The following is a 22335-nucleotide window of genomic DNA, read 5'->3' on the forward strand; positions in this document are numbered from 1 at the left end:
CGCCGGTGTCACCGGCGGGGCCTTGTTCGCGCGCTGATCACTCGGCGGGCAGGGCCACACCGTTCGCCTGGGCGATGTCGGCCAGCATCCGCTGCGCCGCCTGCACACCGATGCCCGACATCCAGGTCTCGTCCGGCACCTCGTACACCTTGCCGCTCTTGACGGCGGCCAGATCACGCCAGACCGGGCCGCTGGTGACCGCGTTCTTCGGCGTCTTGCCCGGGTCGTCGATCGTGGCCACGAAGATCATGTCCGCCTCGGCGCGATCGATCTGCTCCGGGCTCACCTCGATCATGATCTTCTTCGGGTCGGTGCTCGACTGCGCCTCCGGACGGGCCAGGCCGACATCGGCCAGCACGACACCGCTGAAGGACTGGTTGGTGTAGAGCCGCGTCGGACCGGCGAGGAAGCGCACCACCGAGGCGCTGGGCACGGTGCCGTTGTTCTTGGTCTTGATCAGCTCGCCGAGCGCGTGCGCGCGGGCCTCGTACGTGCGCAGGGCGTCGGCGGCCTGCTGATCGAGACCGAGGGCCTTCGCGTGCACGGCCAGGTTGGCCTTCCACGGGCCGCCGGTGGTCTCGGTGAACACCGTCGGGGCGATGCCGCTGAGCTTGTCGTAGACCTTCTCGTGGCGGATCTTCGAGGACAGGATCAGATCCGGCTTCAGCGAGGCGATCCGCTCGAGGTTCGGCTCCAGCAGCGGGCCGACGTCGACGACGTCGCCCAGCCCGGCCTTCAGGTAGTCGGGGAAACCGCCCTGGGTCTTGGTGTGCGGGACGACCGCGCCGACGGGGGTGACCCCGAGCAGGGTGGTCGAGTCGAGTTCGGCGGTGTCGAGCACGACCACGCGCTGGGGCGCCTCGGGGATGGTCACCTGGCCCATCACCGTGTCGAGGGTGCGCGGGAAGCTCGCCGAGTCGGCGGCGGAGTTGGCCGATTCGGCCGTGCCGGAATCGGTTCCGCAGCCGACGAGCGCGGTGAGCGCGATCAGGGCGCCCGCGGCGGCGCCGAATCCGCGGCTGCGGAGTCGTGACAGGGACATGGGATTCACTTTCTGGTCGGGGAGAAAGGGTCGGGAGGTCAGGCGCGCACGGCGCGGGCAGCGCGGCCGAGCGGGATCACCAGCGGGGTACCGGTTTCGGGGTCGGGGATCACCCGGCACTCGACGTCGAACACGCTGCGCACCAGCTCGGCGTCGAGCACCTCGGCGGGCGGGCCTGCCGCGGCCAGCTCGCCGTCGCGCAGCACCACCAGGTGGTCGGCGTAGCGGGCGGCCTGGCCCAGGTCGTGCAGCACCATCACGACGGTGCGGCCCGCCTCGGTGTTGAGGTCGGCGACCAGGTCGAGGACGTCGAGCTGGTGGCGCAGGTCGAGGAAGGTGGTCGGTTCGTCGAGCAGGAGCAGGTCGGTGTCCTGGGCCAGGGCCAGCGCGATCCAGGCGCGCTGGCGTTGCCCGCCGGAGAGCTGGTCGACGGACTGCTCGCGCAGGGCCGTGGTGCCGGTGCGCGCCATCGCGTCCTCCACCGCCGCCTGATCGTCGGACGACCAGGGCCGCAACATCTTCTGATGCGGGTAGCGCCCGAGCCGGACCAGCGCCTCGACGGTGATGGCCTCGGGCGTGATCGGCTGCTGGGGGAGCAGCCCGAGCCGCAGGGCCAGCGCACGGGCGCTCATCCGGTGGATGTCGGCGCCGTCGAGGGTGACGGTGCCGCCCGCGGGCCGCAGCAGCCGGGTCAGCCCGCGCAGCAGCGTCGACTTGCCGCACGCGTTGGGGCCGACGATGGCGGTCACCGCGTCGCCGGGCAGCACCAGGTCGAGCCCGTCGATGATGGTGCGTTCGCCGTAGCGCAGGGCCAGTTCACGGGTGGCGAGTTCGTTCCTCGGTTGCCCGGTCATGCGTTTCTCCGTTTCGCGGGGTCGCTGTCGCGCACGAGCAGCCACAGCAGCCACGGCGCGCCGACGGTCGTGGTGACGAGGCCGACGGGCAGCCCCTCCACCGGGAGCAGGTGCTGCGCGATGTAGTCGCAGCCGGTGAGCAGCGTCGCCCCGGCGAGTCCGGTGACGGCCAGCGATCCGGCCGTCGGTGGCCCGCACAGCAGGCGCACCAGCTGGGGCACCGCGAGCGCGACGAACACGATCGGCCCCGAGATCGCCACCGCCAGCGCCGCCAGCGCCACCGCGGTGAGCAGCAGCCGCAGCCGCGCGCCCGAGACTCCGACGCCGAGCCCGCCCGCGGATTCGTCGCCGAGATCGAGCACGGCCAGCGTGCGGTACTGGGTGCACAGCACCGCGAGCACCATCAGCGAGCAGAGCGCGGCACCGGTCACCTCCGGCCAGGTCCGCCCGTAGAGCGACCCGGCGGTCCAGTGCATCGCCGAGCCGGCCAGTTCGCGGGGGAACCGCACGATCACCAGGTTCACGGCCGCGGCCAGCCCGGCCTGGATGGCGAGGCCCACCAGCACGAGCCGCGCGGTCGACACCTGCGTGCGCCAGCCGATGGCGCCGAGCGCCACGGCCGCGACCAGTCCGCCCGCCAGCGCGGCCAGCGGAATCGCCTGCAGGCTCACCCCGGCCGCCAGCACGACCACCGCGCCGAGCGAGGCGCCGCCGGTCACGCCGATCACGTCGGGTGAGGCGAGCGGATTGCGGAACAGCCGTTGCAACACGGCGCCACCGACGGCGAGCCCGGCGCCGGCGACCACGCCCGCGGCGACCCGGGGCGCGCGGAACTCCTGCACGATGTACACCTCGCCGCGGTCACCGAGCCCGAACACGGCGCGGGCGGCGGTGAGCGCGCTTATCGGCACCTCGCCGGTGGCCAGGGCGGCGAGCACGATGCCGATCAGGGCGAGGACGAGCAGCACAGTCAGCCCGCGCACCCGCGCGGACGTCGACCGGGCCGGGGGAACGGCGAGTGCGGTCATCGGCGGACCTTTCTGGTGGCGAGCACCGCGAGCAGCGGCGCGCCGAGGAACGCGGTGATGATCCCGACCTCGATCTCGGTGGGCCGCATGATCACCCGGCCGACGATGTCGGCCCCCAACAGCAGCAGCGGGCCCGCGAGCAGGCAGCCGGGCAGCAGGATCCGGTGATCGCTGCCCGCGACCAGCCGCACCAGATGCGGCGCGGCGAGCCCGATGAACGCGATCGGCCCGGCCACCGCCACCGCCGACCCGGCCAGCAGCACCACGGCCACCATGCCGATCGCGCGGATCCGGGTGACCGGGACACCGAGCGCCGCGGCCGCTTCGTCACCGAGGGCCAGGGCGTTGAGCCCGCCGGTGATCGCCAGCCCGAGCAGCGCGCCGAGACCGAGGAAGGGCAGCAGCGGCACGAGCACCGACAGGTCGCGGCCCGCGATCGAGCCGACCAGCCAGAACCGCGCCTCGTCGAGGGTGCGCTCACTGAACAGCAGCACCGAGGAGGTCCACGAGGCCAGGACCAGCTGCACGACAGTGCCACCGAGGACCAGCCGGATCGGGTCGAGATCACCGGCGCGCCGGCCGAGCGCGAGGGTGAACGCGGCCGCCACGGCGGCGCCGGCGAAGGCGAACCAGACGTACTGCGCCGGCTGACTGAGCCCGAGCGCGTAGATGGCGGTGACCACGGCGAGCGCGGCACCCGCGTTGATGCCCAGGGTCGTCGGCGCGGCCAGCGGGTTGCGGCTCACGCCCTGCGTGATCGCGCCGGCAAGCCCGAGCGCCGCGCCGACCGCGAGCCCGACCAGGGTGCGCGGCCAGCGCATCCCGGTGACGACCGCGGCGTCGCGCCCCACGTCCTGGCCGAGGACGGCCTCGACGACGGTGCCGACGGGTACCGAGCGTGATCCGAACGCGAGACTCAGCACGATCAGCAGCAGCAGTGCCGCCAGACCGAGCGCGAACACGGCGGCCCGGCGGAGCGCCGGGGCGCGCGGGGCGAGAGTTGTCACCAGCATTCCTCATCGCGCACGACCCGGCGCGCCTGGCCGTCGGGCAGGCGAGAAGCGCTGTGGTGCATGCGGATCGGTCGACGTGCGGATACGAGACGACGGCGCGGTCGTCACCACCCGCCGAGCTGCGAGGGTTGCGAACCGGATCACGCAGAACTTTAGGGTAGGCAACCCTAAAGCTGCAACATCGTGCGCGGGAACGCCGTCAGGGCTCGATCAATCCGGCGCGGATCGCGTAGCGGGTGAGGTCGAGGCGGTCGCGCAGGCCGAGCTTCTGCAGGATGTTGGCGCGGTGCCGATCGACGGTCTTCACGCTGATCACCAGCGTCGCGGCGATGTCGCGGGCCGAATTGCCCTCCGCGATCAGCTTGAGCACCTCTTCCTCGCGCGGGGTCAGGATCGTCTCGGGCAGCGTGGCGCCCTGCCTGACCAGCTGGAGGTAGTCGCGCACCAGCGCCGTGACCGCGCCCGGATACAGGAACGACTCCCCGCGCATGGTGGCCCGGCACGCCTCGATGAGATCGCGGTCGGCCACGGATTTGAGCACGTATCCCGAGGCCCCGGCCTTCAGCGATTCGAAGAAGTACTGCTCGTTGTCGTACATCGACAGCATCAGGATGCGGACGCCGGGCCGGGTGCGGTGGATCTCCCTGGCGGCCTGGATGCCGGTCATCCTCGGCATGGCGATATCGAGGATGACCAGGTCGATGCGGTCGTCGGCGAGCGCGGTCACCGCGTCGAAGCCGTTGGCCGCCTCGGCGATCACGCGCAGATCGGGTTCGTTGTCCAGGATCATCCGCAGGCCGCTGCGGACCAGGGCGTGGTCGTCGGCCAGCAGGATCCGGGTCGGTTCGCTCACGGGTGGGCTCCGTTCCCCCGCGCGGGCACGGCGAGTTCGACCGAGGTGCCCCCGGCGACCGGGGAGGTGATGGTGAGCGTCGCGTCGATGAGGATGGCGCGTTCGCGCATCCCGCGGATGCCCGCGCCGGTCTCCACGACCCCGCCGCGGCCGTTGTCGGTGACCCGCAGCAGCACCCGGTCCGGGCCGGCGACCAGGCGCAGGTGGACCTCGTCGGCGCCCGCGTGGCGCAGCACGTTCGTCAGGCTCTCCTGGGCGATCCGGTAGCAGACGAGCTCGATGTCGGGGTCGAGGCGACTCCATTCCGGGTCCAGGTGCCGGTGCACCGGAATGCCCGCCGAGCGCGCGAACTCGTGACACAGCGCGTTGATCGCGCTGTGCAGGCCGAGATCCTCGAGCACGTCGGGGCGCAGCCGCGAGGCGATCCCGCGCACCTCGTCGAGGCAGCCGCGCACGGTTTCCCGCGCCTGTTCCACCTCGTCGCGCAGGTCGGCGGGGGCGCGATCGAGGACGCGTTTGAGGTGGAGCAGCGCGACCGTCAGGCTCTGCCCGATCTCGTCGTGCAGCTCGCGCGCGATGCGCTGCCGCTCGCCCTCCTGGGCGGCCAGCGCGGTGGCGCCCGCGACCGACCGCTCCGATTCGAGCCGGTCCAGCATGGCGTTGAAGGTCTCGATGAGCTGGTGGAAATCCCCGCCGAGGTGCCGGTCCAGCCGGGCCGCGCGATGCGGGGGATCGACCCGGCGCATCGTGGTGACGAGCTCGTCGAGCGGGGCGAAGCTGGTGCGCAGCGCGATCGCGTTGGCGGTCAGGATCACCGCGAGCCCGACGAGCAGGACCGGGATCTCGGTCAGCCGCACCCGGGTCGAGACGGTGGCGGGGGAGAGCGCGAGCACCAGGGTGCCGAGGGTGAACACCACACCGTTGAGCAGGCAGACCCGCCAGAACAGCGCCGTCACCGGGGTACGGGCCGATCGACGGTTCATACCACCCAGCATGCTGGCGCGCCTCCTGTGTGTCCATGGGGTCCGACACCCATTCCACACCCTGGCCGCGGGCCGCTGAGCAGCGGGAAATGGGTGTCGCGGCCGATGGTGGCGACGGCCGCGCGCACCGAGACTCGGTGCAGGCAGTCGATCACGTCAGGAAGGACCCGCTCGGGATGGATACCGATCGCACCACGATCCCCGGCACCGGCGTGCTGCACCACTTCCGCACCGGCCGCGGGGCCCGCTTCGCGTTGCTGACCGAGCCGACCGGCACCCGCCACCTGTTGACCTACGTCGCGGGCAGTGACGAACCGACCGTCGACATCGCCCTGGCACCCGAGGAGGCCGATCAGATCGCCGAGCTCCTGCACTCCCGTTCCGTCCACGACCGGCTGACGCGGCTCGAGCAGCGCCTCGGCGCCGACGGGGCGTGAGGCACTGTGCGCGCCGGCGACATCGCGATGAACCTGCCGACCGTGCGGCCCGCAGACCCGGTCGCCAAGGCGGTGCGGCTGATGGTCGTCAACCGGCTGCCCGGCCTGATCGTCGTCGACACCGCCGACCGGCCGGTCGCCGTGCTGCCGGGCACCCAGGTGCTGCGGTTGGTGATTCCGGGCTCCTACCAGAACGACCCGACGCTGGTGCGCACGATCGACGAGGTCCACGCCGACCTGTTCTGGCAGGAACCGGGCAGCCTGACCGTCGGTGACTGCCTGCCCGACGGCGCGCCCTCACCGGCCACCGTCACCCCCGACGCGACGCTGCTCGAGATCGCGATCCTGATGGCGCGCAAGCACAGTCCGCTGCTCGCCGTGGTCGACCGCGCCCGGGTGCTGCGCGGCGCGATCACCCTGGAGCGGCTGCTGACGAGCCTGGCCGTCACCGGCCCCGGCGACTGAGGACCCGGCGATGGCCGCCACGCTCGCCGTCCTGATCTTCGTGGTCGCCTTCTTCTTCATCGCGACCGAGCGCGCCGACAAGGTCAAGACCGTCCTGATCGCGGCGGGTCTGATGGCGGTGCTCGGGCTGATCCCCGGCGAGGAGGTGTTCTTCTCCCCGCACGAGGGCATCGACTGGAACGTCATCTTCCTGCTGCTCGGGATGATGATCATCGTCGGCGTCGTCAAGCAGACCGGCCTGTTCGACTACCTGGCGATCTGGTCGGCGAAGCGCTCGCGTGGCAAGCCGTACCGGCTGATGGTGATGCTCATGCTGATCACCGCGGGCGCCTCACCGTTCCTGGACAACGTCACCATCATCATGCTGGTGGCCCCGGTGACCGTGGTGGTGTGCAAGCGGCTCGGCATCGCCGCCCAGCCGTTCCTCATCGCCGAGGTCCTCGCCGCCAACATCGGCGGCGCGGCGACCCTGATCGGCGATCCGCCCAACATCATCATCGCCAGCCGGGCCGGGCTGACGTTCAACGACTTCCTGGCGCACATGGCGCCGATCGTGGTGCTCACCTTCGCGGTGTTCGTCCTGATGACCCGGCTGCTGTTCCGCTCGGCGCTGCGCACCGATCCCGGCTCGGTGGACGCGGTCATGGCGATGCAGGAACGACGGGCGATCCGCGATCCGAAACTGCTGGTCCGGTCGCTGATCGTGCTCGCGGGGGTGATCCTCGGCTTCTGCCTGCACGGCATCGTGCACGTGTCGCCGTCGGTGATCGCGCTGGTCGGTGCCGGGACGATGGTGCTGGTCTCGGGCCTGGACATCGGCGACATCCTGCACGAGGTGGAGTGGCCGACCCTGGTCTTCTTCATGGGCCTGTTCGTGATGGTCGCCGGACTGGTCCACACCGGCGTGATCGCCGCGATCGGCGCCGCCGCGATCGACCTGGTCGGCGACGACTACTTCCTGGCCGCCACCGCGCTGGTGTTCGGTTCGGCGCTGCTCGGCGCGTTCGTCGACAACATTCCCTACACCGCGACCATGGCGCCGGTGGTCGAGGGCCTCGTCGCCGGGGCGCCCGATCCGGCGACCGGCCGCTCGCTGTGGTGGGCCTTCGCACTGGGCGCCGACTTCGGCGGCAACGGCACGGCGGTCGCGGCCAGCGCGAAAGTCGTCGCCCTCGGTATCGCCGCGCGCGCCGGGCAGCGGATCTCGTTCTGGCAGTTCACCCGGTACGGCATGCTGGTCACCCTCGTCAGCACGACGATGGCCTGGAGCTACGTGTGGCTGCGCTACTTCTGATCCCGGCGATGCCCGGTGACGATCCGGTGGATCAGCCGCGCGGCGGTCCTGGCCGTGCGCTGGTCGATGTCGAGCTCGGGATTGAGCTCGGCGACGTCGACCACGGCCAGTTTCCCGCCTGCGGTGACCTGATCGCAGACCGCCTGGATCGTCGGCAGCGCGACACCGTAGGCCGCGGGCGCGCTCACGCCCGGCGCGACCGCGGCGGGCAGCACGTCGAGGTCGATGGTCAGGTACAGCAGGTCGATCCCGGCCAGGAAGTCGGCGACGAACGCCCTGGCGCGCTCGGGGTCGCAGTCGTCGTCGAGCAGGTACCGCACCCCGAAGCGCTCGGCGGTGTCGAACAGGACGGTGGTGTTGCTCGGCTGGCTGATGCCGAGGACGGCGTAGCGCACGTCCGCGTCGGACTCGAGGATCTGCCGGAACGGGGTGCCCGAACTCGGGACCGGATCGGGGCGCAGGTCGAAATGCGCGTCCAGGTTGAGGATGCCGACGGTCGTGCCGGGTGTCCGGCGGGCCGATCCGGCGACGCCGAGGTAGGTGCCGTAGGCGACCTCGTGGCCGCCGCCGAGGACGACCGGGAAGGCGCCGTCGTCCAGCAGCGCCGAGATCCGCTCGCCGAGCCGGCGCTGGCCGTCCTCCAGCTCGTCACCCGTCACGGTGACGGTGCCCGCGTCGCACGCGCGCAGCGGGGTGCGCAGTGCCATCGGCGCCAGCGCCCGCCGCAAGGCGTCGGGTCCCTGCGCCGCGCCGGGACGGCCCTTGTTCCGGCGCACTCCGGCCTCACTGGCGAACCCGACGAACACGCACGCGCCCGGCTCGCCACCCGGGGTGTACTCGGTGACGGCCTGATGCCAGCGCAGATGCTCGGGGGTGTCGCCGTCGGCGCGGCCGGTCCAGGATTCGAGGCTCATCGGCATCTCAGTTCGGGTGGACGAGGGCGCCGCCACGCCACACCTGGCTGATCAGCGGCACACCGGGACGGTAGGCGAGGTGCAGGTACGAGGGCGCGTCGAGCGCGACGGCGTCGGCTCGCGCGCCGGGAGTGAGCGCGCCGACATCGGTGCGGCGCAGGGCGCGCGCGCCGCCGGCGGTCGCGGCCCACACCGCTTCGTCGGGCGTCATGTGCATCTCCCGCACCGCGAGGGCGATGCAGAACGGCAGGCTCGTGGTGTAGCTGGTGCCCGGATTGCAGTCGGCGCCCAGGGCCACGGTGACGCCGGCGTCGAGCAGCGCCCTGGCGCCGGGATAACTGTTGCGCGTGGAGAAGTCGGCGCCGGGCAGCAGGGTGGCCACCGTGTCGCTGCCCGCGAGGGCGTCGATGTCGGCCTGGTCGATGTGCACGACGTGGTCGACCGACGCCGCGCCCAGCTCCACCGCCAGCCGCACCCCCGGACCCTGGTGCAGCTGGTTGCCGTGCACCCGCGGCACCAGTCCGTGCGCGATGCCCGCCGAGAGCACCGCGTTGGCCTGTTCGCGATCGAAGGCGCCCTGTTCGCAGAACACATCGATCCAGCGGGCGTGCGGCGCGCAGCGCGGGATCATCTCGTCGACGACCATCTGCACGTACTCGTCGGCGCGACCGGCGTACTCCGGCGGTGGCACGTGCGCGGCGAGCAGGGTCACCTCGTCGGTGAACCGGCCCGCGATCCGCACGCTGCGCAACTCGTCCTCGACGGTCTGGCCGTATCCGCTCTTGCACTCGACCGTGGTGCTGCCCGCCCGCACCGATTCGTCCAGCAGCCGCCGCACGTTCGCGGCGAGCTCGTCGTCGGTGGCCGCTCTGGTCGCCGCGATGGTGGTGCGGATGCCGCCCGCGCCGTACGGGCGCCCGGCCATCCTGGCCGCGAATTCCTCGGCGCGGTCACCGGCGAAGACCAGGTGCGAGTGCGATTCGACGAAGCCGGGCAGCACCGCGCGGCCGCCGAGGTCGACGCCGATGTCGGCGGCGGGCGCGGCGGCGCTGTCACCGACCCACACGACGGTCGCGTCCTCGAAGACGACGGCGGCGTCGCGCCGGATCCCCAGCGGACCGTCGCCGAGGGCGGGATCGTTGGTGACCAGGGTGCCGATGGCGGTCAGTGCGGTGGTTGGCACTGCGGTGTCCTCCTAGACGCGGGCGTCGACCATGTCGGTGTGGGCGGGGTAGATCATCCGGTCGGGCGGGTTCGCGGTGCGGCGCGCGATCGGGTAGTAGATCGCGCCGGTGAACACGATGCCCACGATCCACGAGATGTCGGCGCCGCCGAGCAACTCGGTGACCGGACCGGTATAGAGCTTCTGCGCCAGGAACGGGATCTGCGCCAGCACACCCAGCCCGTAGCAGACCAGCGCGGGCACGTTCCAGGCGCCGTAGCGCCCGTGCGGATCGTAGAGCGCGGGCAGGTCGACCCGCTCCTTCGAGATCAGGTAGTAGTCGATCAGATTGATCGCGCTCCACGGCGTGAACACCATGAGCAGCACCAGCACGAAGTTCTTGAAGTTGTCGAGGAAGTCGGCGCTCGCGGCGATCGCGATCACCATCGATACCCCGACGAAGCCGACGATGTAGAGCGTCCTCGCTCGGGTGGAGATCTGCGAGCGGCCGTCGAAGGCGGTGACGGTGGTGAGGATCGACATGAAGCCGCCGTAGGCGTTGAGCACGTTCACCGTCAGCTTGCCCACCACGATCACCAGGTACACGCAGAACGCGAGCACCGCGGGCCCGGCCAGTGTGCCGAGGAAGCCGACCTGGTCGGCGAGGAAGGTCTTGCCCGCCACCGCGGCCACCAGCGCGCCGAAGGTCATGGCCCACTGCGAGCCGAGAACGCTGCCGAGGAACGTCGACCAGAAGGTGGTGCGTTCACTGGTGCTGCGCGGCAGGTAGCGCGAGTAGTCGGCGACATAGGGGCCGAAGGTGAGCTGCCAGCCCGCGCCGAGCGAGATCGCCAGCAGGAACGTCGTCACGTCGAAGCCGATGACGCCGACGAAGTCGGCCACCGGGTACTCGGCGAACAGCCGGACCGTCAGGTAGGTGAATCCGATGATCCCGACGACGGTGGCCACCCGCCCGACGACGTGGATAAGCCGATACCCGGTGACGGCGACGAAGGCCGTGAGCGCGCCGAAGATCAGGATGCCGATCACCGGATTGTCCACGTGCAGCATGTTGTTCACCGCCTGCCCGGCCAGCACCGTGCCGGTCGCGGCGAAGCCGAGGTACATCAGGATCACCAGCACCAGCGGCACGACCGCGCCCTTGACGCCGAACTGCGCGCGGCTCGAGATCATCTGCGGCAGACCCATGCGCGGGCCCTGTGCCGAGTGCAGCGCCATCACCGCGCCGCCGAAGACATTGCCCAGCAGCAGGCCGATGATCGCCCACAGCGCGTCGGCGCCGAACACGACCGCGAGCGCGCCGTCGACGACGGCGGTGATCTGCATGTTCGCCCCGAACCAGAGGGTGAACTGACTGCGCGGCGTGCCGTGCCGTTCGCTGTCGGGCACGACATCGATGGTGCGTCGTTCGGGGACGAGGAGGTCCTCGGTGCTGCCGGTGGTGGTCATGGCGGCCTGTCTTTCTGCGTGACGCGTGACCGGGCATGTGCGCTGGGTCACGTCCGATATGTATATGCCTGTATAGACAGGTTCGTCAAGCGGTAGGCTGCCGGCCGTCGTCGCGCGCGTTGACAAGGCTGTATATACAGGTTTATACATGTACCGTCGTTGTGACCGGCCCCACAGGGTGATCCGTCGAGTGATCACACCCGCCGTGCGCCTTTCCGATCCCGGGAGTAATGGTTTGAACAAACCCGTCGCTGTGCTGACGCGGGGACTCACCGCGCGCCACATCCGTTTCATCGCGCTCGGCTCCGCCATCGGCACCGGCCTGTTCTACGGCTCCGCGGAAGCGATCCACCGCGCCGGTCCCTCGGTCCTGCTGGCCTACCTCATCGGCGGCGCCGCGATCTACCTCGTGCTGCGCGCGCTGGGGGAGATGGCGGTGAGCAATCCCGTGGCCGGCTCGTTCGGCGAGTACGCCAGCAAGCACCTCGGCCCGCTGGCCGGGTTCATGACCGGCTGGACCTACACCTTCGAGATGCTCATCGTCTGCCTGGCCGATGTCACCGCCTTCGGGGTGTACATGGGCTTCTGGTTCCCCGACGTGCCGCGCTGGATCTGGGTGTTGTCGATCATCTTCTTCATCGGTGCGATCAACCTGCTCAGCGTGAAGGTCTTCGGCGAGGTCGAGTTCTGGTTCAGCCTGGTCAAGATCGTGGCCATCGTCGCGATGATCGCCGGCGGCATCGCCGTGCTGATCTTCGGCTTCGGCATCCACGACACAACGACGGGCGTGACGAACCTGTGGTCGGACGGCGGCTTCTTCCCGACCGGTTTCGGCGGCTTCGTCGCCTGCTTCGCCATCGTGATGTTCGCCTTCGGCGGCACCGAGATCATCGGCATCACCGCCGGCGAGGCCGAGGACCCACAGCGCACCATCCCGCGCGCGATCAACACCGTGCCGGTGCGGATCATCCTGTTCTACGTGCTCACCCTCGCGGTGATCATGGCGATCAACCCGTGGCAGACCATCGGCGACGAGGGCAGCCCGTTCGTGCAGATCTTCCAGAGCCTCGGCCTCGGTCCCGCCGCGGCGGTGCTGAACGTCGTGGTGATCACCGCGGCGCTGTCGGCGATCAACAGTGACATCTTCGGCGCGGGGCGGATGATGTACGGCATGGCCCAGCGTGGTCAGGCGCCCGCGGTGATGCGGCGGGTCTCGCGCAACGGCGTGCCCTGGATGACGGTGGTCGTCATGACCGTCACCCTGCTGGTCGGTGTGCTGCTCAACTACCTGATCCCGGACAAGGTGTTCCTGGTGATCGCCTCGATCGCCACCTTCGCGACCATCTTCGTCTGGCTGATGATCCTGTTCTCGCAGTACCGCTCGCGGCGCCGGATGTCGGCCGAGCAGGTCGCGGCGCTGAAGTTCCCGGTGCCGCTGTGGCCCTACGGGCAGCTGATCACCATCGCGTTCCTGATCTTCGTGATCGCGGTGATCGCCTTCGACGCCGACAGTCGGGTCGCGCTGGTCGTCGGCGCGGTGTGGCTGGCGCTGCTGTGCCTGGCGTTCCGCCTCTGGGTGCGCCCGGTGCCTGCCGCGCCCGAACCGGTGCCCGTCCCGGAAGACGACGGAAAAGTTTTGTCCCCCAGTGCTGTTCGGAATGGAGAAGCCCAGTGAGCATCGACTCGGATCTGACCGCGGTGGCCCCGGTCGTCGTCGGCACCGGCGCGGTGACGCCCGGTGACGTGGTGCGGGTGGCCAGGGACGGCGCCGCGGTGTCGCTGTCGGCCGAGGCGCTCGCCGCCATCGGGGAGAGCCGCCGTCGCATCGAGGCGCTCGCGGCCGACCCCAAGCCCGTGTACGGCGTGTCCACCGGGTTCGGCGCGCTGGCCGTGCGCCACATCCCGCTCGAACTCCGCAAGCAGTTGCAGCGCAGCCTGGTCCGCTCGCACGCGGCGGGCTCCGGTGCCGAGGTGGAGCGTGAGGTGGTCCGCGCGCTCATGCTGCTGCGCCTGTCGACATTGGCCACCGGCCGCACCGGCGTGCGCCCGGTCGTCGCCGAGACCTACGCGGCGCTGCTCTCGGCAGGCATCACCCCGGTGGTCTACGAGTACGGCAGCCTCGGCTGCTCCGGTGACCTCGCGCCGCTGGCGCACGTCGCGCTGGCCGTGCTCGGCGAGGGCGCGGTGCGCGACGCCGACGGCGAGCTGATGCCCGCCGAGCGGGCGCTGGCCGCCGCGGGCATCGCGCCGGTCGAGCTCGAGGAGAAGGAGGGCCTCGCGCTGATCAACGGCACCGACGGCATGCTCGGCATGCTCGTGCTCGCCTGCCACGACCTGCGCGCGCTGCTGCGCCTGGCCGACATCACCGCGGCCATGAGCGTCGAGGGCCTGCTGGGCACCGACAAGGTCTTCGCCGCCGACCTGCAGGCCCTGCGGCCCCAGCCCGGCCAGGCCGTCGCCGCCGCGAACATGACCCGCCTGCTCGCCGATTCCGCGATCGTGGCCAGCCACGCGACGCCGGACTGCACCGTCGTGCAGGACGCCTATTCGCTACGCTGCGCACCGCAGGTGGCCGGTGGCGCCCGCGACACGCTCGCCCATGCCGAGCGGGTCGCCGGCTTCGAATTGGCCAGTGCCGTCGACAATCCCGTGGTGACCCTCGACGGGCGCGTGGAATCCAACGGCAACTTCCACGGCGCCCCGGTGGCCTATGTCCTGGACTTCCTCGCCATCGTCGTGGCCGATGTGGCCAGCATCAGCGAACGGCGCACCGACCGCTTCCTGGACAAGGCCCGCAACCACGGGCTGCCGCCGTTCCTCGCCGACGATCCGGGCGTCGACAGCGGTCACATGATCGCCCAGTACACCCAGGCCGCGATCGTCTCCGAGCTCAAGCGGCTCGCCGCGCCCGCCTCGGTCGACTCCATCCCGTCCTCGGCGATGCAGGAGGACCACGTCTCCATGGGCTGGTCCGCGGCCCGCAAACTCCGCCGCGCCATCGACGGCCTGACCAGGGTGCTGGCCATCGAGGCCCTCACCGCGGCCCGCGCGCTGGACCTGCGCGCGCCGCTCACCCCGGCACCGGCCACCGCGGCGGTGCGCGAGGCCCTGCGCGCCCGGGTCCCCGGCCCCGGCACCGACCGCTACCTCGCGCCCGAGATCGAGGCCGCGGTCGAACTCGCCGCCACCGGCGCCCTGCTCGCCGCGGCGGAATCGATCACCGGCCCGCTGGGCTGAGAACCTCCCTCGGCGAAGCCCCCGACGACCTGGCCGGGGGCTTCGTCTGTGGATCGGACACCGCCCTTCCACCGAGCTGTCAACCGTGCCGGCGATGAATTCGACGCTCCCATGGCGTCCTTTCCGCTGAGCCACCCACCAGCGAGGAACGGATGTCACCCATGTCGAACAGCCCGCAGAGCACCGGTCGCAGAGTCGCCGCCGAGGTCACCGTGTCGATGGACGGATACAGCGGCACCGGACCCGACGACGACATGAGCTGGTGCATGGACCACATCGTGAGCCCGCAGAGCGAGCTCTACTACGAGGGAATCTGGCGCGGCGTCGATACCGCGCTCCTCGGGCGCACCAACTGGGAAGGCTTCACCGCGGTGTGGCCGGGGTTGACCGAGGACCCGGACAGCTCGGCCCGTACCCGCGACCTCGGCCGCTGGCTCGCGACGGTCGAGAAGGTCGTCTTCAGCACGACGCTCGAGCAGGCCGATCTGGACGAGGCCAAGTGGACCAACGCGCGGATCGGCCGCGACCTGGAGGCGGAGGTCCGCACGCTCAAGGCGAGGCCGGGGCGCGACATCCTTGTCCTCAACAGCGCCAGCATCATTCGAGGTCTGCTCACGGCCGGACTCGTCGACGATCTGTATCTCACCGTCGTGCCGCGCACGCTCGGCGGCGGCGTGCGCGTCCTGCCCGACGGCTACGCCGCGAGCTGGCGGCTGGCCGCCGCGACCACGTTCCCCGACACCGGCGCGCTGTCCCTGCACTACTACCGGTAGCCGCGCATTACCGCGGCGCGTCACTGCCCGCGCAAAGTGGCGCGGTGACGGTCGACGGCGGCGGTCACGCGAGCCTCGTCGCCGGTGGCCAACAGGTCGAGCAGGCAGCCGCGCAGGACGGCCAGGGCGAGCGTGCGGTCGATGACGGCGCTGTCCCCGGCGGGCTGGAAACGGGCGAGCAGCGTCAGCCAATCGTCGACGGTCGCGCGGGCGAAACCGGACCAGGGGCCGTCGGGTTCCACCAGCGAGCGGGCGTAAGCCTCGGACCACAGTCGCAGCAGCGGGCGATGGCCGGGCGCGGCGAGCCAGCGCCAGACCTGGTCGACGGCGGCCGCGAGGTCGGCAGACGCCGGCCTGTCGGTCAGTTCGTCGAGGAAGGCGAGCTCGTCGGCGCGTGCGCGCGTGAGCAGCGCCCGGACCAGGCCGTCCTTGTTGCCGAACAGGAACATCAGCACCCGGGGGCTCGAGCCGATGGCGGCCGCGAGCGGGCGCAGCGACAGGTCGGCGAGCCCGTGTTCGAGCGCGTACCGGTAGGCGGCCTCGAGCAGCTCGTTCTGCCTGGCGGAGGGGGTTGTCGACGCGCTGGCCATGCCGGTAGCCTACAGCTACTGAAACGCTCGTTTCAGTGGTTCGGGATCGTTCGGCAGGCGAGGTGGCTGATGCGCGACGAGGCGAGAGTGGTGATCCGCGCGGCCGATCGGCCGGGCGATCTGGGCTGGATCGTGCAGGCCCACGGTGAGATCTACGCCGAACAGTTCGGCTGGAACACCGATTTCGAGGCGCTGGTCGCCGGCATCGTCGGCGACTACGCGACCCGCCGTGACCCGGCCACCGACGCCGCCTGGATCGCCGAGGTCGACGGCGTCCGCGCGGGCTGTGTGCTCTGCGTGCGCGGCGCCGAGCCCGGCGTCGCCACCCTGCGCACGCTGCTGGTCACCCCGGCCGCCCGCGGTCTCGGGGTCGGCACCGCGCTCGTCGAGCGGGTCCTCACCTTCGCCCGCGCCACCGGCAACACCCAGATCACGCTGTGGACCACCGACGCCCAATCCTCGGCCCACCGCATCTACGAGGCAGCGGGCTTCACCCGAATCAGCGAAGAGCCCCACCACCGCTTCGGCCACGAGGTCCGCGGCCAAGACTGGACCCTCGACCTGACCCCGTCCACCACGGCCACCCACGGCTAGCCACCGCCCCTCCGCACTACCGGCAGCAGCCGGCCGTGAGCCCCACCGCGAGCTTCGGTGCTGCCGCGGCGCCCACTCCTGGAGCGGTGCTGGTTTCGGTGCCTGCCTCACCGGCCATGAACCACGCTGATCGGCCGTCGCTACAGCGAGTGAAACGCCGCGCCTCGTCGTCTAGTGAGTCGGCCGAGCGTCCTCTCCTCACGGCGGCGATGGAGGCGAAACTTCGCGAACGTCAGGGGGACTGACCAGGTCCGCCCGCGCCGGTTTCGGTGCGGGCGGACCTTGCCACTACGCCGTGTCTTCCGGAAGGAGGTGTGCGAGTAGCAGTTTGATCATGAGGACCGGTGCGAACCAGCCCACTTCCGCGGGGACGGTGAGCAGTCCGGTGATCGCCAGCAGTCCGAGCGTTGTGACGGCGAATGCGACCGGCCTGCGCATCGGAGCGGGGGTCGCGGTGACGACTACCGCGGCGATCAGGGGCAGCGCGTACACGGTCGCGGCGGCGGGCCAGCTGAACGCGGGCAGTACCCATGCCAGCAGGAACGGCTGGATGTGGATCGCCACGAAAGCCAGATGGTGCCCGGCGTGCCGGCCCGGCCGGTGGTACCACCGCTTGGCCGAGCCCATCGCGTTCACGACGGCTCCGCCGAACAGGTCGAAGGCGAGCACCGCGATCACGGCGACGGCGAACCACGGGTGCTGGGCGCGCACCGCGAGCGCGGCCGCACCGGCGGCGCCGCAGGTGGCGACGCCGAATCCGAGGGTGATCTCGGCCCGGGTCGCGCCCGGCGCGATGAGGCGGTCGGTGAGTACCGTCATCGCCGGATTCCCGTCAGGCACACCGCGAGGACCGGTTCGGCGAGGTCGGACAGCGACAGGCTCGGGTCGACCACCGTCTGGATCAGGCAGCCCTCGATGGCACCGATGATCACGGCCGCGTACCGCTCGTCGACCTCGTCGCGGACGGTGCCGTCGGCCACGGCCTCGCGCAGCAGTCCGGTGACGGCCGCGCGGTACTCGCGGTAGACCGCGGCCATGTCGAGGGGCGGCTTCGCGGCCCACACGTCCAGCAGCACCCGCGCGTGATCGGGGTGCTCGGCCAGCATCGTCAGCGCACCGCGGACCAGGCGCTCCAGGCGTTCGAGTGCCGGGCCGTCGCCCAGCTCGTCGAGTGCCAGCGCCGAGCGCCGCGCGAAGCTGTCGAACACCCCGGCGAGCAGCGCGTCCCTGCTCGGGAAGTACAGGTACACACTGCCTTTGGCGATACCCGCTGCGGCGGCGACATCTTCGACACGGGTCGCGGCGAAGCCCTTGCGGGCGAACACCGCGGCGGCGGCGCGCAGGATCTCCTCCTGCCGCGCGACCCGATCGACGATTTTCGGCATGGTCCGATTATGGCTGACTGGTCAGTCATAAACAAGAGTGACTCCAAGGCATGGCCGCCGCCCGCACCGGTGCGGATGCGGGCGGCGGGGGAGATCAGCTCTCCCGCATGGGGATTCGCACCCCGCGCTCGCGCGCCACCTCGGCCGCGTGCTCGTAGCCGGCGTCGACGTGCCGGATGACGCCCATGCCGGGATCATTGGTCAGCACCCGCTCGAGCTTCTGCGCCGCCAGGTCGGTGCCGTCGGCGATACACACCTGGCCGGCGTGGATGGAGCGGCCCATGCCGACGCCGCCACCGTGGTGGATCGAGACCCACGAGGCGCCGGAGGCAGTGTTGAGCAGGGCGTTCAGCAGTGGCCAGTCGGCGACGGCGTCGGAACCGTCGGCCATCGCCTCGGTCTCGCGGTAGGGGGAGGCCACCGAACCGGAATCGAGGTGGTCGCGGCCGATGGCCAGGGGCGCCGACAGCTCGCCCGAGGCGACCATCTCGTTGAATTTCAGTCCGGCCCGGTGCCGTTCGCCATAGCCGAGCCAGCAGATCCGCGCGGGCAGCCCCTCGAACTGCACCTTCTCCCCGGCCATGGTGAGCCAGCGCTTCAGGTGCTCGTTCTCCGGGAACAGCTCCATGATCGCGCGGTCGGTGGCGGCGATGTCCTTCGGATCACCCGAGAGCGCGGCCCAGCGGAACGGGCCGAGGCCCTCCTCGAACAGCGGGCGGATGTAGGCGGGCACGAAGCCGGGGAACGCGAAGGCCCGGTCGTAGCCACCCTTGCGGGCCTCGTCACGGATCGAGTTGCCGTAGTCGAACACCTCGGCGCCCTTGTCCATGAAGCCGACCATGGCCTCCACGTGCTTGGCCATCGAGGCCTGCGCCTCGGTGGTGAACCAGGCCGGGTCCTTCTCGGCGAGGGTGTGCCAGTCCTCGAGCGCGACCCCGATCGGCAGGTAGGACAGCGGATCGTGGGCCGAGGTCTGGTCGGTGACGATGTCGATGGGCGCGTCCATGGCCAGCAGCCGCGGGAACACCTCGGCGGCGTTGCCGACCAGACCGATCGAGAGCGGCCTGCGCTCGTCGCGGGCGGCGATCGCGAGTTCCAGTGCCTGCTCCAGCGATTCGGCCCTGGTGTCGAGGTAGCCGTGCGCGATGCGGCGATCGATGCGCGCGGGATCGCAGTCGACACACAGCGCGACGCCCTCGTTCATGGTCACCGCCAGCGGCTGCGCGCCACCCATGCCGCCCACCCCGGCGGTGAGCGTGATGGTGCCCGCCAGGGTGCCGCCGAATCGCTTGCGCGCCACCGCGCCGAAGGTCTCGTAGGTGCCCTGCAGGATGCCCTGGCTGCCGATGTAGATCCACGAGCCCGCGGTCATCTGGCCGTACATCATCAGCCCGGCCTGCTCGAGCTTGCGGAAATCGGCCCAGTTCGCCCAGTCGCCCACCAGATTCGAGTTCGCGAGCAGCACGCGCGGGGCCCACTCGTTGGTGCGGAACACGCCGACCGGCTTGCCCGACTGCACCAGCAGCGTCTCGTCGTCGGCCAGGGTCTCGAGGGTGCGCACGATGGCGTCGAAGGCCGCCCAGCTGCGGACCGCGCGGCCGGTGCCGCCGTAGACGACGAGATCGTCGGGGCGCTCGGCCACCTCGGGATCGAGGTTGTTCATCAGCATCCGCAGCGCGCCCTCCTGCTGCCAGCCCAGCGTGCGCAGCTGAGAGCCGCGCGGGGCGGACACGGGCCGTGGTCCGGCGGCGGGCTGGATGGGGGCGTCGGTCATCGGTTCACTCCTCGAGAAGACGGCTGTGTCCTGGGTCACTGAAATCCAGAGTAGTGGTATAGTCCTGTATATACAAGTGCGTTGTCAAGCGCACTGCCTCGCTCGGGGGCAACGTATTCTCTGGGGAAACTGAGGGAACGGATACCGGTGGTGGCGATCGAAGTGGTCGATGCGGACCTGGCCGCGCTGTACAGCGAACTGGGGACCGAATTCGCGGCGTACGAACGCGTCAAGCAGCTGATCATGGCGCAGATCAAGGGCGGGCGCTGGGTCGAGGGCGAGCAGATCCCGTCGGAGAATCAGCTGGTCAACGCGCTGGGCCTGTCCCGGATGACGATCAACCGCGCCCTGCGCGATCTCACCGCCGACGGCGCGCTCAACCGGGTGATGGGCGTGGGGACCTTCGTCGCGCCGACCAAGGCCGCCTCCCCGCTGTTCGAGGTGCGCAACATCGCCGACGAGATCTCACGACGCGGTCATCGCCACCGCACCGAGGTGGTCTTCGTCCGCGCGGAGGAGGCCGATGCCCGTCACCCGGTGCTCGGAAACGCGATGAGCGGCAGGGTGTTCCACTCACTGCTGGTGCACATCGAGGACGAGGTGCCGATCCAGGTGGAGGACCGCTACGTCGACCCGGCGCAGGCGCCCGAGTATCTGGCCCAGGATTTCACCACCGTCACGCCCAACACCTACCTCAGCGAGGTGGCGCCGCTGATCCGCGGCGAGCACGTGGTGGAGGCGGTGCGCGCCACGCGGGAGGAGTGCGCGCTGTTGCGCATCGAGGCGGACGAGCCGTGCCTGCTGATCCGGCGCCGGACGTGGTCCTCGGGCGGCCTGGTCAGTGCCGCCCGGTTGATTCATCCCGGATCGCGGAATCGTCTCGAAGGCAGTTTCGGTTCCACGTCCGCCCTCGGCGATTGACGGCCGTAGGTGTTCCGGCCGGTGTACACACCGGCCGGTGACAAATTGCGCCACGCCGAGGTCCCTCGGAATTGTTATCGAAGCTGAATACGGGGAATTGTCAGCAAACTTGTAGTTAATCGAAATTGCCGCCTTGACCTAGGCTTTCCTTCTCTGGCGCGAATCGCGACGATCTCGGGTTATCACCTTTTCGTGACGAATCACGGGAGTGGCGTGGCGTGCGATGTAGTTTGAATAGCCCATGGTTCGCTGGGTTCCCTTCAGGTAACGGAGAGGGCGGAAATGGCTACAGTCACGCGGCAGTCGGGGCCGCAGATGCTGACTTCCCGGCAGGGCTTTTCCGTCGTGAAATCGACCATGGCGCCGGCCACGCTCGTCACCGTCGGCCTGCTCCTGCTGATTCCGGTGCTCGTCACCGCGGGCCCCGTGCTGGCATCGGCGCTGATCGCGCGCTACGCGGGCGTCGGCGCGTCCGGGATCGTGGTCCTGGCGGCCGTGACGCTCGTGCTGCTCGGCGCCGTGCTGGCCGCGATCACGGCCTTCCGGTTGGCCTGGCGGCGGGGTGCCGCCGCCGCGCCGCCGTCACCGGGATCCGGCATTCGCTAGGGGGTCACCGTGCAGACGCAACGTCCGGCGGCCGGTCCCGCCGTTCCCACGATCGAACCGTTCCTCGCTCCCGGTGCCGACGACTGCCGGCGCCTGCGCGTCGTCGCCAGGATCGACGATTCCGCCCGCTGGCGCGCGACCGTCGATCGGTTGCTGGCCGCGGGCGCGCGCCGCTGGGCGGGCCGCCCAGACATCGCCGAGCATCCAGCGCTGTGCCGCTGGTCGCGTATCGAACGGGCCGAGGAGATCCCCGAAAGGCCTTGCCTGCGAAGCGTCTTCGCGATGGTGGCGGCGGGCGACGACCTCGCCACAGGTGATCCGTTCCGGGATTTCGCCGCCGCGGTCATGCTCCTGTCCAGCTGCCCCGCCGAGGCGATCCCGCAGGACGGCCCGGCCGAGGCCGGCGCGGTGCGCTTCTCCGTCTTCGCCTGTCGCGAGGACGATCTGCCGCTGGCCGAGGCGCTGATCTCGACGACGGTGCGGGCCTGCGGGGTCGTCGTGGCCCATCACCGCACCGTGGTCCGGCGTGGTCCCGCGCCGCGTCCCTCGACCCCCGTCCTCGACCGGCCCCTGCCCGAACTGCTCGTCCTCGGCGGGAGCGCGGCGCGCTGAGTCCCGGCGCGGCGAACTGCTCCCGATCTGGTCAGACGATGCCGTGTGTGTGACATCTTCTGGTGAAATGTCAACCGGGAGTAGGGTACTCGCGCACCCGTGGCCGCGAATTGGGAACTTCGCCGAAATCCCGGGGCGGGATCCGTGGGGATCTCACGAAGCGAGACGCTCGATTCGCGAGCGCGCGGTGATGGACGTAGAGTCGCGTCGTACTCGCCAGTAGGCATCGTTGTTCGAGTGGTCCACATCGTGGTGGTCCCCGCCGCCCCCATCTCGATCCCCTCGCAACACACACGTGGCCCGAACCGGCCCGCACTCACCAAAGCGC

General features: G+C 70.6%; 23 protein-coding genes. 10 read left to right on the forward strand and 13 right to left on the reverse strand.

Annotation, left to right across the window (positions count from 1 at the left end; translation table 11 throughout):
* Nucleotides 1-37: 37 nt before the first annotated feature.
* The 6 genes from AB0H56_RS19475 to AB0H56_RS19500 form a co-directional block, all read right to left on the reverse strand.
* On the reverse strand, nt 38-1042 hold the full coding sequence (locus tag AB0H56_RS19475; protein ID WP_357164899.1) for an iron-siderophore ABC transporter substrate-binding protein: 1005 nt from the start codon (nt 1040-1042) through the stop codon (nt 38-40).
* A gap of 38 nt (nt 1043-1080) precedes the next feature.
* Nucleotides 1081-1896, reverse strand: coding sequence for an ABC transporter ATP-binding protein (locus AB0H56_RS19480; protein ID WP_357164902.1), 816 nt, complete (start codon nt 1894-1896; stop codon nt 1081-1083).
* Complete coding sequence (locus AB0H56_RS19485; protein ID WP_357164905.1) at nt 1893-2924, reverse strand: iron ABC transporter permease; 1032 nt, start codon at nt 2922-2924, stop codon at nt 1893-1895. Before AB0H56_RS19485 ends, AB0H56_RS19480 begins: the two co-directional genes overlap by 4 nt.
* Nucleotides 2921-3931 (reverse strand): iron ABC transporter permease, encoded by a 1011-nt coding sequence (locus AB0H56_RS19490; protein ID WP_357164908.1) that lies wholly within the window; start codon nt 3929-3931, stop codon nt 2921-2923. The genes AB0H56_RS19485 and AB0H56_RS19490 overlap by 4 nt, the downstream gene beginning before the upstream one ends.
* 205 nt (nt 3932-4136) lie before the next feature.
* Entirely contained in the window at nt 4137-4790 is a 654-nt protein-coding gene (locus AB0H56_RS19495) for a response regulator transcription factor (protein ID WP_357164911.1), read from the reverse strand.
* Nucleotides 4787-5773, reverse strand: coding sequence for a sensor histidine kinase (locus AB0H56_RS19500; protein WP_357164914.1), 987 nt, complete (start codon nt 5771-5773; stop codon nt 4787-4789). Before AB0H56_RS19500 ends, AB0H56_RS19495 begins: the two co-directional genes overlap by 4 nt.
* 176 nt (nt 5774-5949) lie before the next feature.
* Here AB0H56_RS19500 and AB0H56_RS19505 point away from each other — a divergent pair, with 176 nt between their 5' ends.
* Genes AB0H56_RS19505 through AB0H56_RS19515 form a run of 3 tightly spaced genes read left to right on the forward strand, consistent with a single transcriptional unit; the run spans nt 5950 to nt 7969 of the window.
* Nucleotides 5950-6210, forward strand: a complete 261-nt coding sequence (locus tag AB0H56_RS19505; RefSeq protein WP_357164917.1) for a hypothetical protein — start codon at nt 5950-5952, stop codon at nt 6208-6210.
* Nucleotides 6211-6216: 6 nt separating this feature from the next.
* On the forward strand, nt 6217-6675 hold the full coding sequence (locus AB0H56_RS19510; RefSeq protein WP_357164920.1) for a CBS domain-containing protein: 459 nt from the start codon (nt 6217-6219) through the stop codon (nt 6673-6675).
* A 10-nt stretch (nt 6676-6685) separates the two neighbouring features.
* Nucleotides 6686-7969 carry an ArsB/NhaD family transporter gene (locus tag AB0H56_RS19515; protein WP_357164922.1) on the forward strand — a complete coding sequence of 428 codons (1284 nt, stop codon included), beginning with the start codon at nt 6686-6688 and terminating at the stop codon, nt 7967-7969.
* Here the strand turns inward: AB0H56_RS19515 and hutG are convergent.
* Genes hutG through AB0H56_RS19530 form a run of 3 tightly spaced genes read right to left on the reverse strand, consistent with a single transcriptional unit; the run spans nt 7960 to nt 11515 of the window.
* Entirely contained in the window at nt 7960-8889 is a 930-nt protein-coding gene (gene hutG / locus AB0H56_RS19520) for a formimidoylglutamase (protein WP_357164925.1), read from the reverse strand. The two genes, AB0H56_RS19515 and hutG, sit on opposite strands and share 10 nt — an antisense overlap.
* A 1-nt stretch (nt 8890) precedes the next feature.
* Nucleotides 8891-10066: an imidazolonepropionase gene (gene hutI / locus AB0H56_RS19525; protein WP_357164928.1), complete on the reverse strand. Its 1176-nt coding sequence runs from the start codon at nt 10064-10066 to the stop codon at nt 8891-8893.
* A 12-nt stretch (nt 10067-10078) separates the two neighbouring features.
* On the reverse strand, nt 10079-11515 hold the full coding sequence (locus AB0H56_RS19530; RefSeq protein ID WP_357164931.1) for a cytosine permease: 1437 nt from the start codon (nt 11513-11515) through the stop codon (nt 10079-10081).
* Between the two features lie 235 nt (nt 11516-11750).
* Here AB0H56_RS19530 and AB0H56_RS19535 point away from each other — a divergent pair, with 235 nt between their 5' ends.
* From AB0H56_RS19535 to AB0H56_RS19545, 3 genes are all read left to right on the forward strand, one after another.
* Nucleotides 11751-13190: an amino acid permease gene (locus AB0H56_RS19535; protein ID WP_357165238.1), complete on the forward strand. Its 1440-nt coding sequence runs from the start codon at nt 11751-11753 to the stop codon at nt 13188-13190.
* Complete coding sequence (hutH, locus tag AB0H56_RS19540; protein WP_357164934.1) at nt 13187-14752, forward strand: histidine ammonia-lyase; 1566 nt, start codon at nt 13187-13189, stop codon at nt 14750-14752. Before AB0H56_RS19535 ends, hutH begins: the two co-directional genes overlap by 4 nt.
* 161 nt (nt 14753-14913) lie before the next feature.
* A complete protein-coding gene (locus tag AB0H56_RS19545) occupies nt 14914-15525 on the forward strand; it encodes a dihydrofolate reductase family protein (protein ID WP_357164937.1) in 612 nt (203 codons plus the stop codon).
* A gap of 20 nt (nt 15526-15545) precedes the next feature.
* On the opposite strand, the gene AB0H56_RS19550 is transcribed toward AB0H56_RS19545, so the two are convergent.
* Nucleotides 15546-16115, reverse strand: coding sequence for a TetR/AcrR family transcriptional regulator (locus AB0H56_RS19550; protein ID WP_357164940.1), 570 nt, complete (start codon nt 16113-16115; stop codon nt 15546-15548).
* A gap of 69 nt (nt 16116-16184) precedes the next feature.
* On the opposite strand from AB0H56_RS19550, the gene AB0H56_RS19555 reads away from it, so the two are divergent.
* The gene (locus AB0H56_RS19555) at nt 16185-16709 is read left to right on the forward strand and encodes a GNAT family N-acetyltransferase (RefSeq protein ID WP_357164942.1); all 525 of its coding nucleotides are present in this window, start codon (nt 16185-16187) and stop codon (nt 16707-16709) included.
* Nucleotides 16710-16997: 288 nt separating this feature from the next.
* On the opposite strand, the gene AB0H56_RS19560 is transcribed toward AB0H56_RS19555, so the two are convergent.
* From AB0H56_RS19560 to hutU, 3 genes are all read right to left on the reverse strand, one after another.
* Nucleotides 16998-17528, reverse strand: coding sequence for a hypothetical protein (locus AB0H56_RS19560; RefSeq protein ID WP_357164945.1), 531 nt, complete (start codon nt 17526-17528; stop codon nt 16998-17000).
* Nucleotides 17525-18094, reverse strand: coding sequence for a TetR/AcrR family transcriptional regulator (locus AB0H56_RS19565; protein WP_357164948.1), 570 nt, complete (start codon nt 18092-18094; stop codon nt 17525-17527). Before AB0H56_RS19565 ends, AB0H56_RS19560 begins: the two co-directional genes overlap by 4 nt.
* Before the next feature lie 94 nt (nt 18095-18188).
* The gene (gene hutU, locus AB0H56_RS19570) at nt 18189-19868 is read right to left on the reverse strand and encodes a urocanate hydratase (RefSeq protein WP_357164951.1); all 1680 of its coding nucleotides are present in this window, start codon (nt 19866-19868) and stop codon (nt 18189-18191) included.
* Between the two features lie 141 nt (nt 19869-20009).
* On the opposite strand from hutU, the gene hutC reads away from it, so the two are divergent.
* The 3 genes from hutC to AB0H56_RS19585 all read left to right on the forward strand — a co-directional run bounded on the left by hutC (nt 20010) and on the right by AB0H56_RS19585 (nt 22007).
* Entirely contained in the window at nt 20010-20789 is a 780-nt protein-coding gene (gene hutC / locus AB0H56_RS19575; RefSeq protein ID WP_357165241.1) for a histidine utilization repressor, read from the forward strand.
* A 282-nt stretch (nt 20790-21071) separates the two neighbouring features.
* Nucleotides 21072-21395, forward strand: coding sequence for a hypothetical protein (locus AB0H56_RS19580; RefSeq protein ID WP_357164954.1), 324 nt, complete (start codon nt 21072-21074; stop codon nt 21393-21395).
* 9 nt (nt 21396-21404) lie between these two features.
* Nucleotides 21405-22007 carry a hypothetical protein gene (locus AB0H56_RS19585; RefSeq protein ID WP_357164957.1) on the forward strand — a complete coding sequence of 201 codons (603 nt, stop codon included), beginning with the start codon at nt 21405-21407 and terminating at the stop codon, nt 22005-22007.
* Nucleotides 22008-22335: the final 328 nt, after the last annotated feature.

This window comes from Nocardia sp. NPDC050717, from assembly GCF_040654275.1.
Taxonomy (GTDB): Bacteria; Actinomycetota; Actinomycetes; order Mycobacteriales; family Mycobacteriaceae; genus Nocardia.

Excerpts from the sequence above, each read along its gene's own strand:
- AB0H56_RS19580 (WP_357164954.1), top strand. The coding sequence starts at position 21,072 with ATGGCTACAGTCACGCGGCAGTCGGGGCCGCAGATGCTGACTTCCCGG.
- AB0H56_RS19505 (WP_357164917.1), top strand. The coding sequence starts at position 5,950 with ATGGATACCGATCGCACCACGATCCCCGGCACCGGCGTGCTGCACCAC.
- AB0H56_RS19485 (WP_357164905.1), bottom strand. The coding sequence starts at position 2,924 with ATGACCGCACTCGCCGTTCCCCCGGCCCGGTCGACGTCCGCGCGGGTG.
- AB0H56_RS19550 (WP_357164940.1), bottom strand. The coding sequence starts at position 16,115 with ATGGCCAGCGCGTCGACAACCCCCTCCGCCAGGCAGAACGAGCTGCTC.
- AB0H56_RS19480 (WP_357164902.1), bottom strand. The coding sequence starts at position 1,896 with ATGACCGGGCAACCGAGGAACGAACTCGCCACCCGTGAACTGGCCCTG.
- AB0H56_RS19545 (WP_357164937.1), top strand. The coding sequence starts at position 14,914 with ATGTCGAACAGCCCGCAGAGCACCGGTCGCAGAGTCGCCGCCGAGGTC.
- hutU (WP_357164951.1), bottom strand. The coding sequence starts at position 19,868 with ATGACCGACGCCCCCATCCAGCCCGCCGCCGGACCACGGCCCGTGTCC.
- AB0H56_RS19500 (WP_357164914.1), bottom strand. The coding sequence starts at position 5,773 with ATGAACCGTCGATCGGCCCGTACCCCGGTGACGGCGCTGTTCTGGCGG.
- AB0H56_RS19565 (WP_357164948.1), bottom strand. The coding sequence starts at position 18,094 with ATGCCGAAAATCGTCGATCGGGTCGCGCGGCAGGAGGAGATCCTGCGC.
- AB0H56_RS19560 (WP_357164945.1), bottom strand. The coding sequence starts at position 17,528 with ATGACGGTACTCACCGACCGCCTCATCGCGCCGGGCGCGACCCGGGCC.
- hutG (WP_357164925.1), bottom strand. The coding sequence starts at position 8,889 with ATGCCGATGAGCCTCGAATCCTGGACCGGCCGCGCCGACGGCGACACC.
- AB0H56_RS19555 (WP_357164942.1), top strand. The coding sequence starts at position 16,185 with ATGCGCGACGAGGCGAGAGTGGTGATCCGCGCGGCCGATCGGCCGGGC.
- AB0H56_RS19530 (WP_357164931.1), bottom strand. The coding sequence starts at position 11,515 with ATGACCACCACCGGCAGCACCGAGGACCTCCTCGTCCCCGAACGACGC.
- AB0H56_RS19515 (WP_357164922.1), top strand. The coding sequence starts at position 6,686 with ATGGCCGCCACGCTCGCCGTCCTGATCTTCGTGGTCGCCTTCTTCTTC.
- AB0H56_RS19475 (WP_357164899.1), bottom strand. The coding sequence starts at position 1,042 with ATGTCCCTGTCACGACTCCGCAGCCGCGGATTCGGCGCCGCCGCGGGC.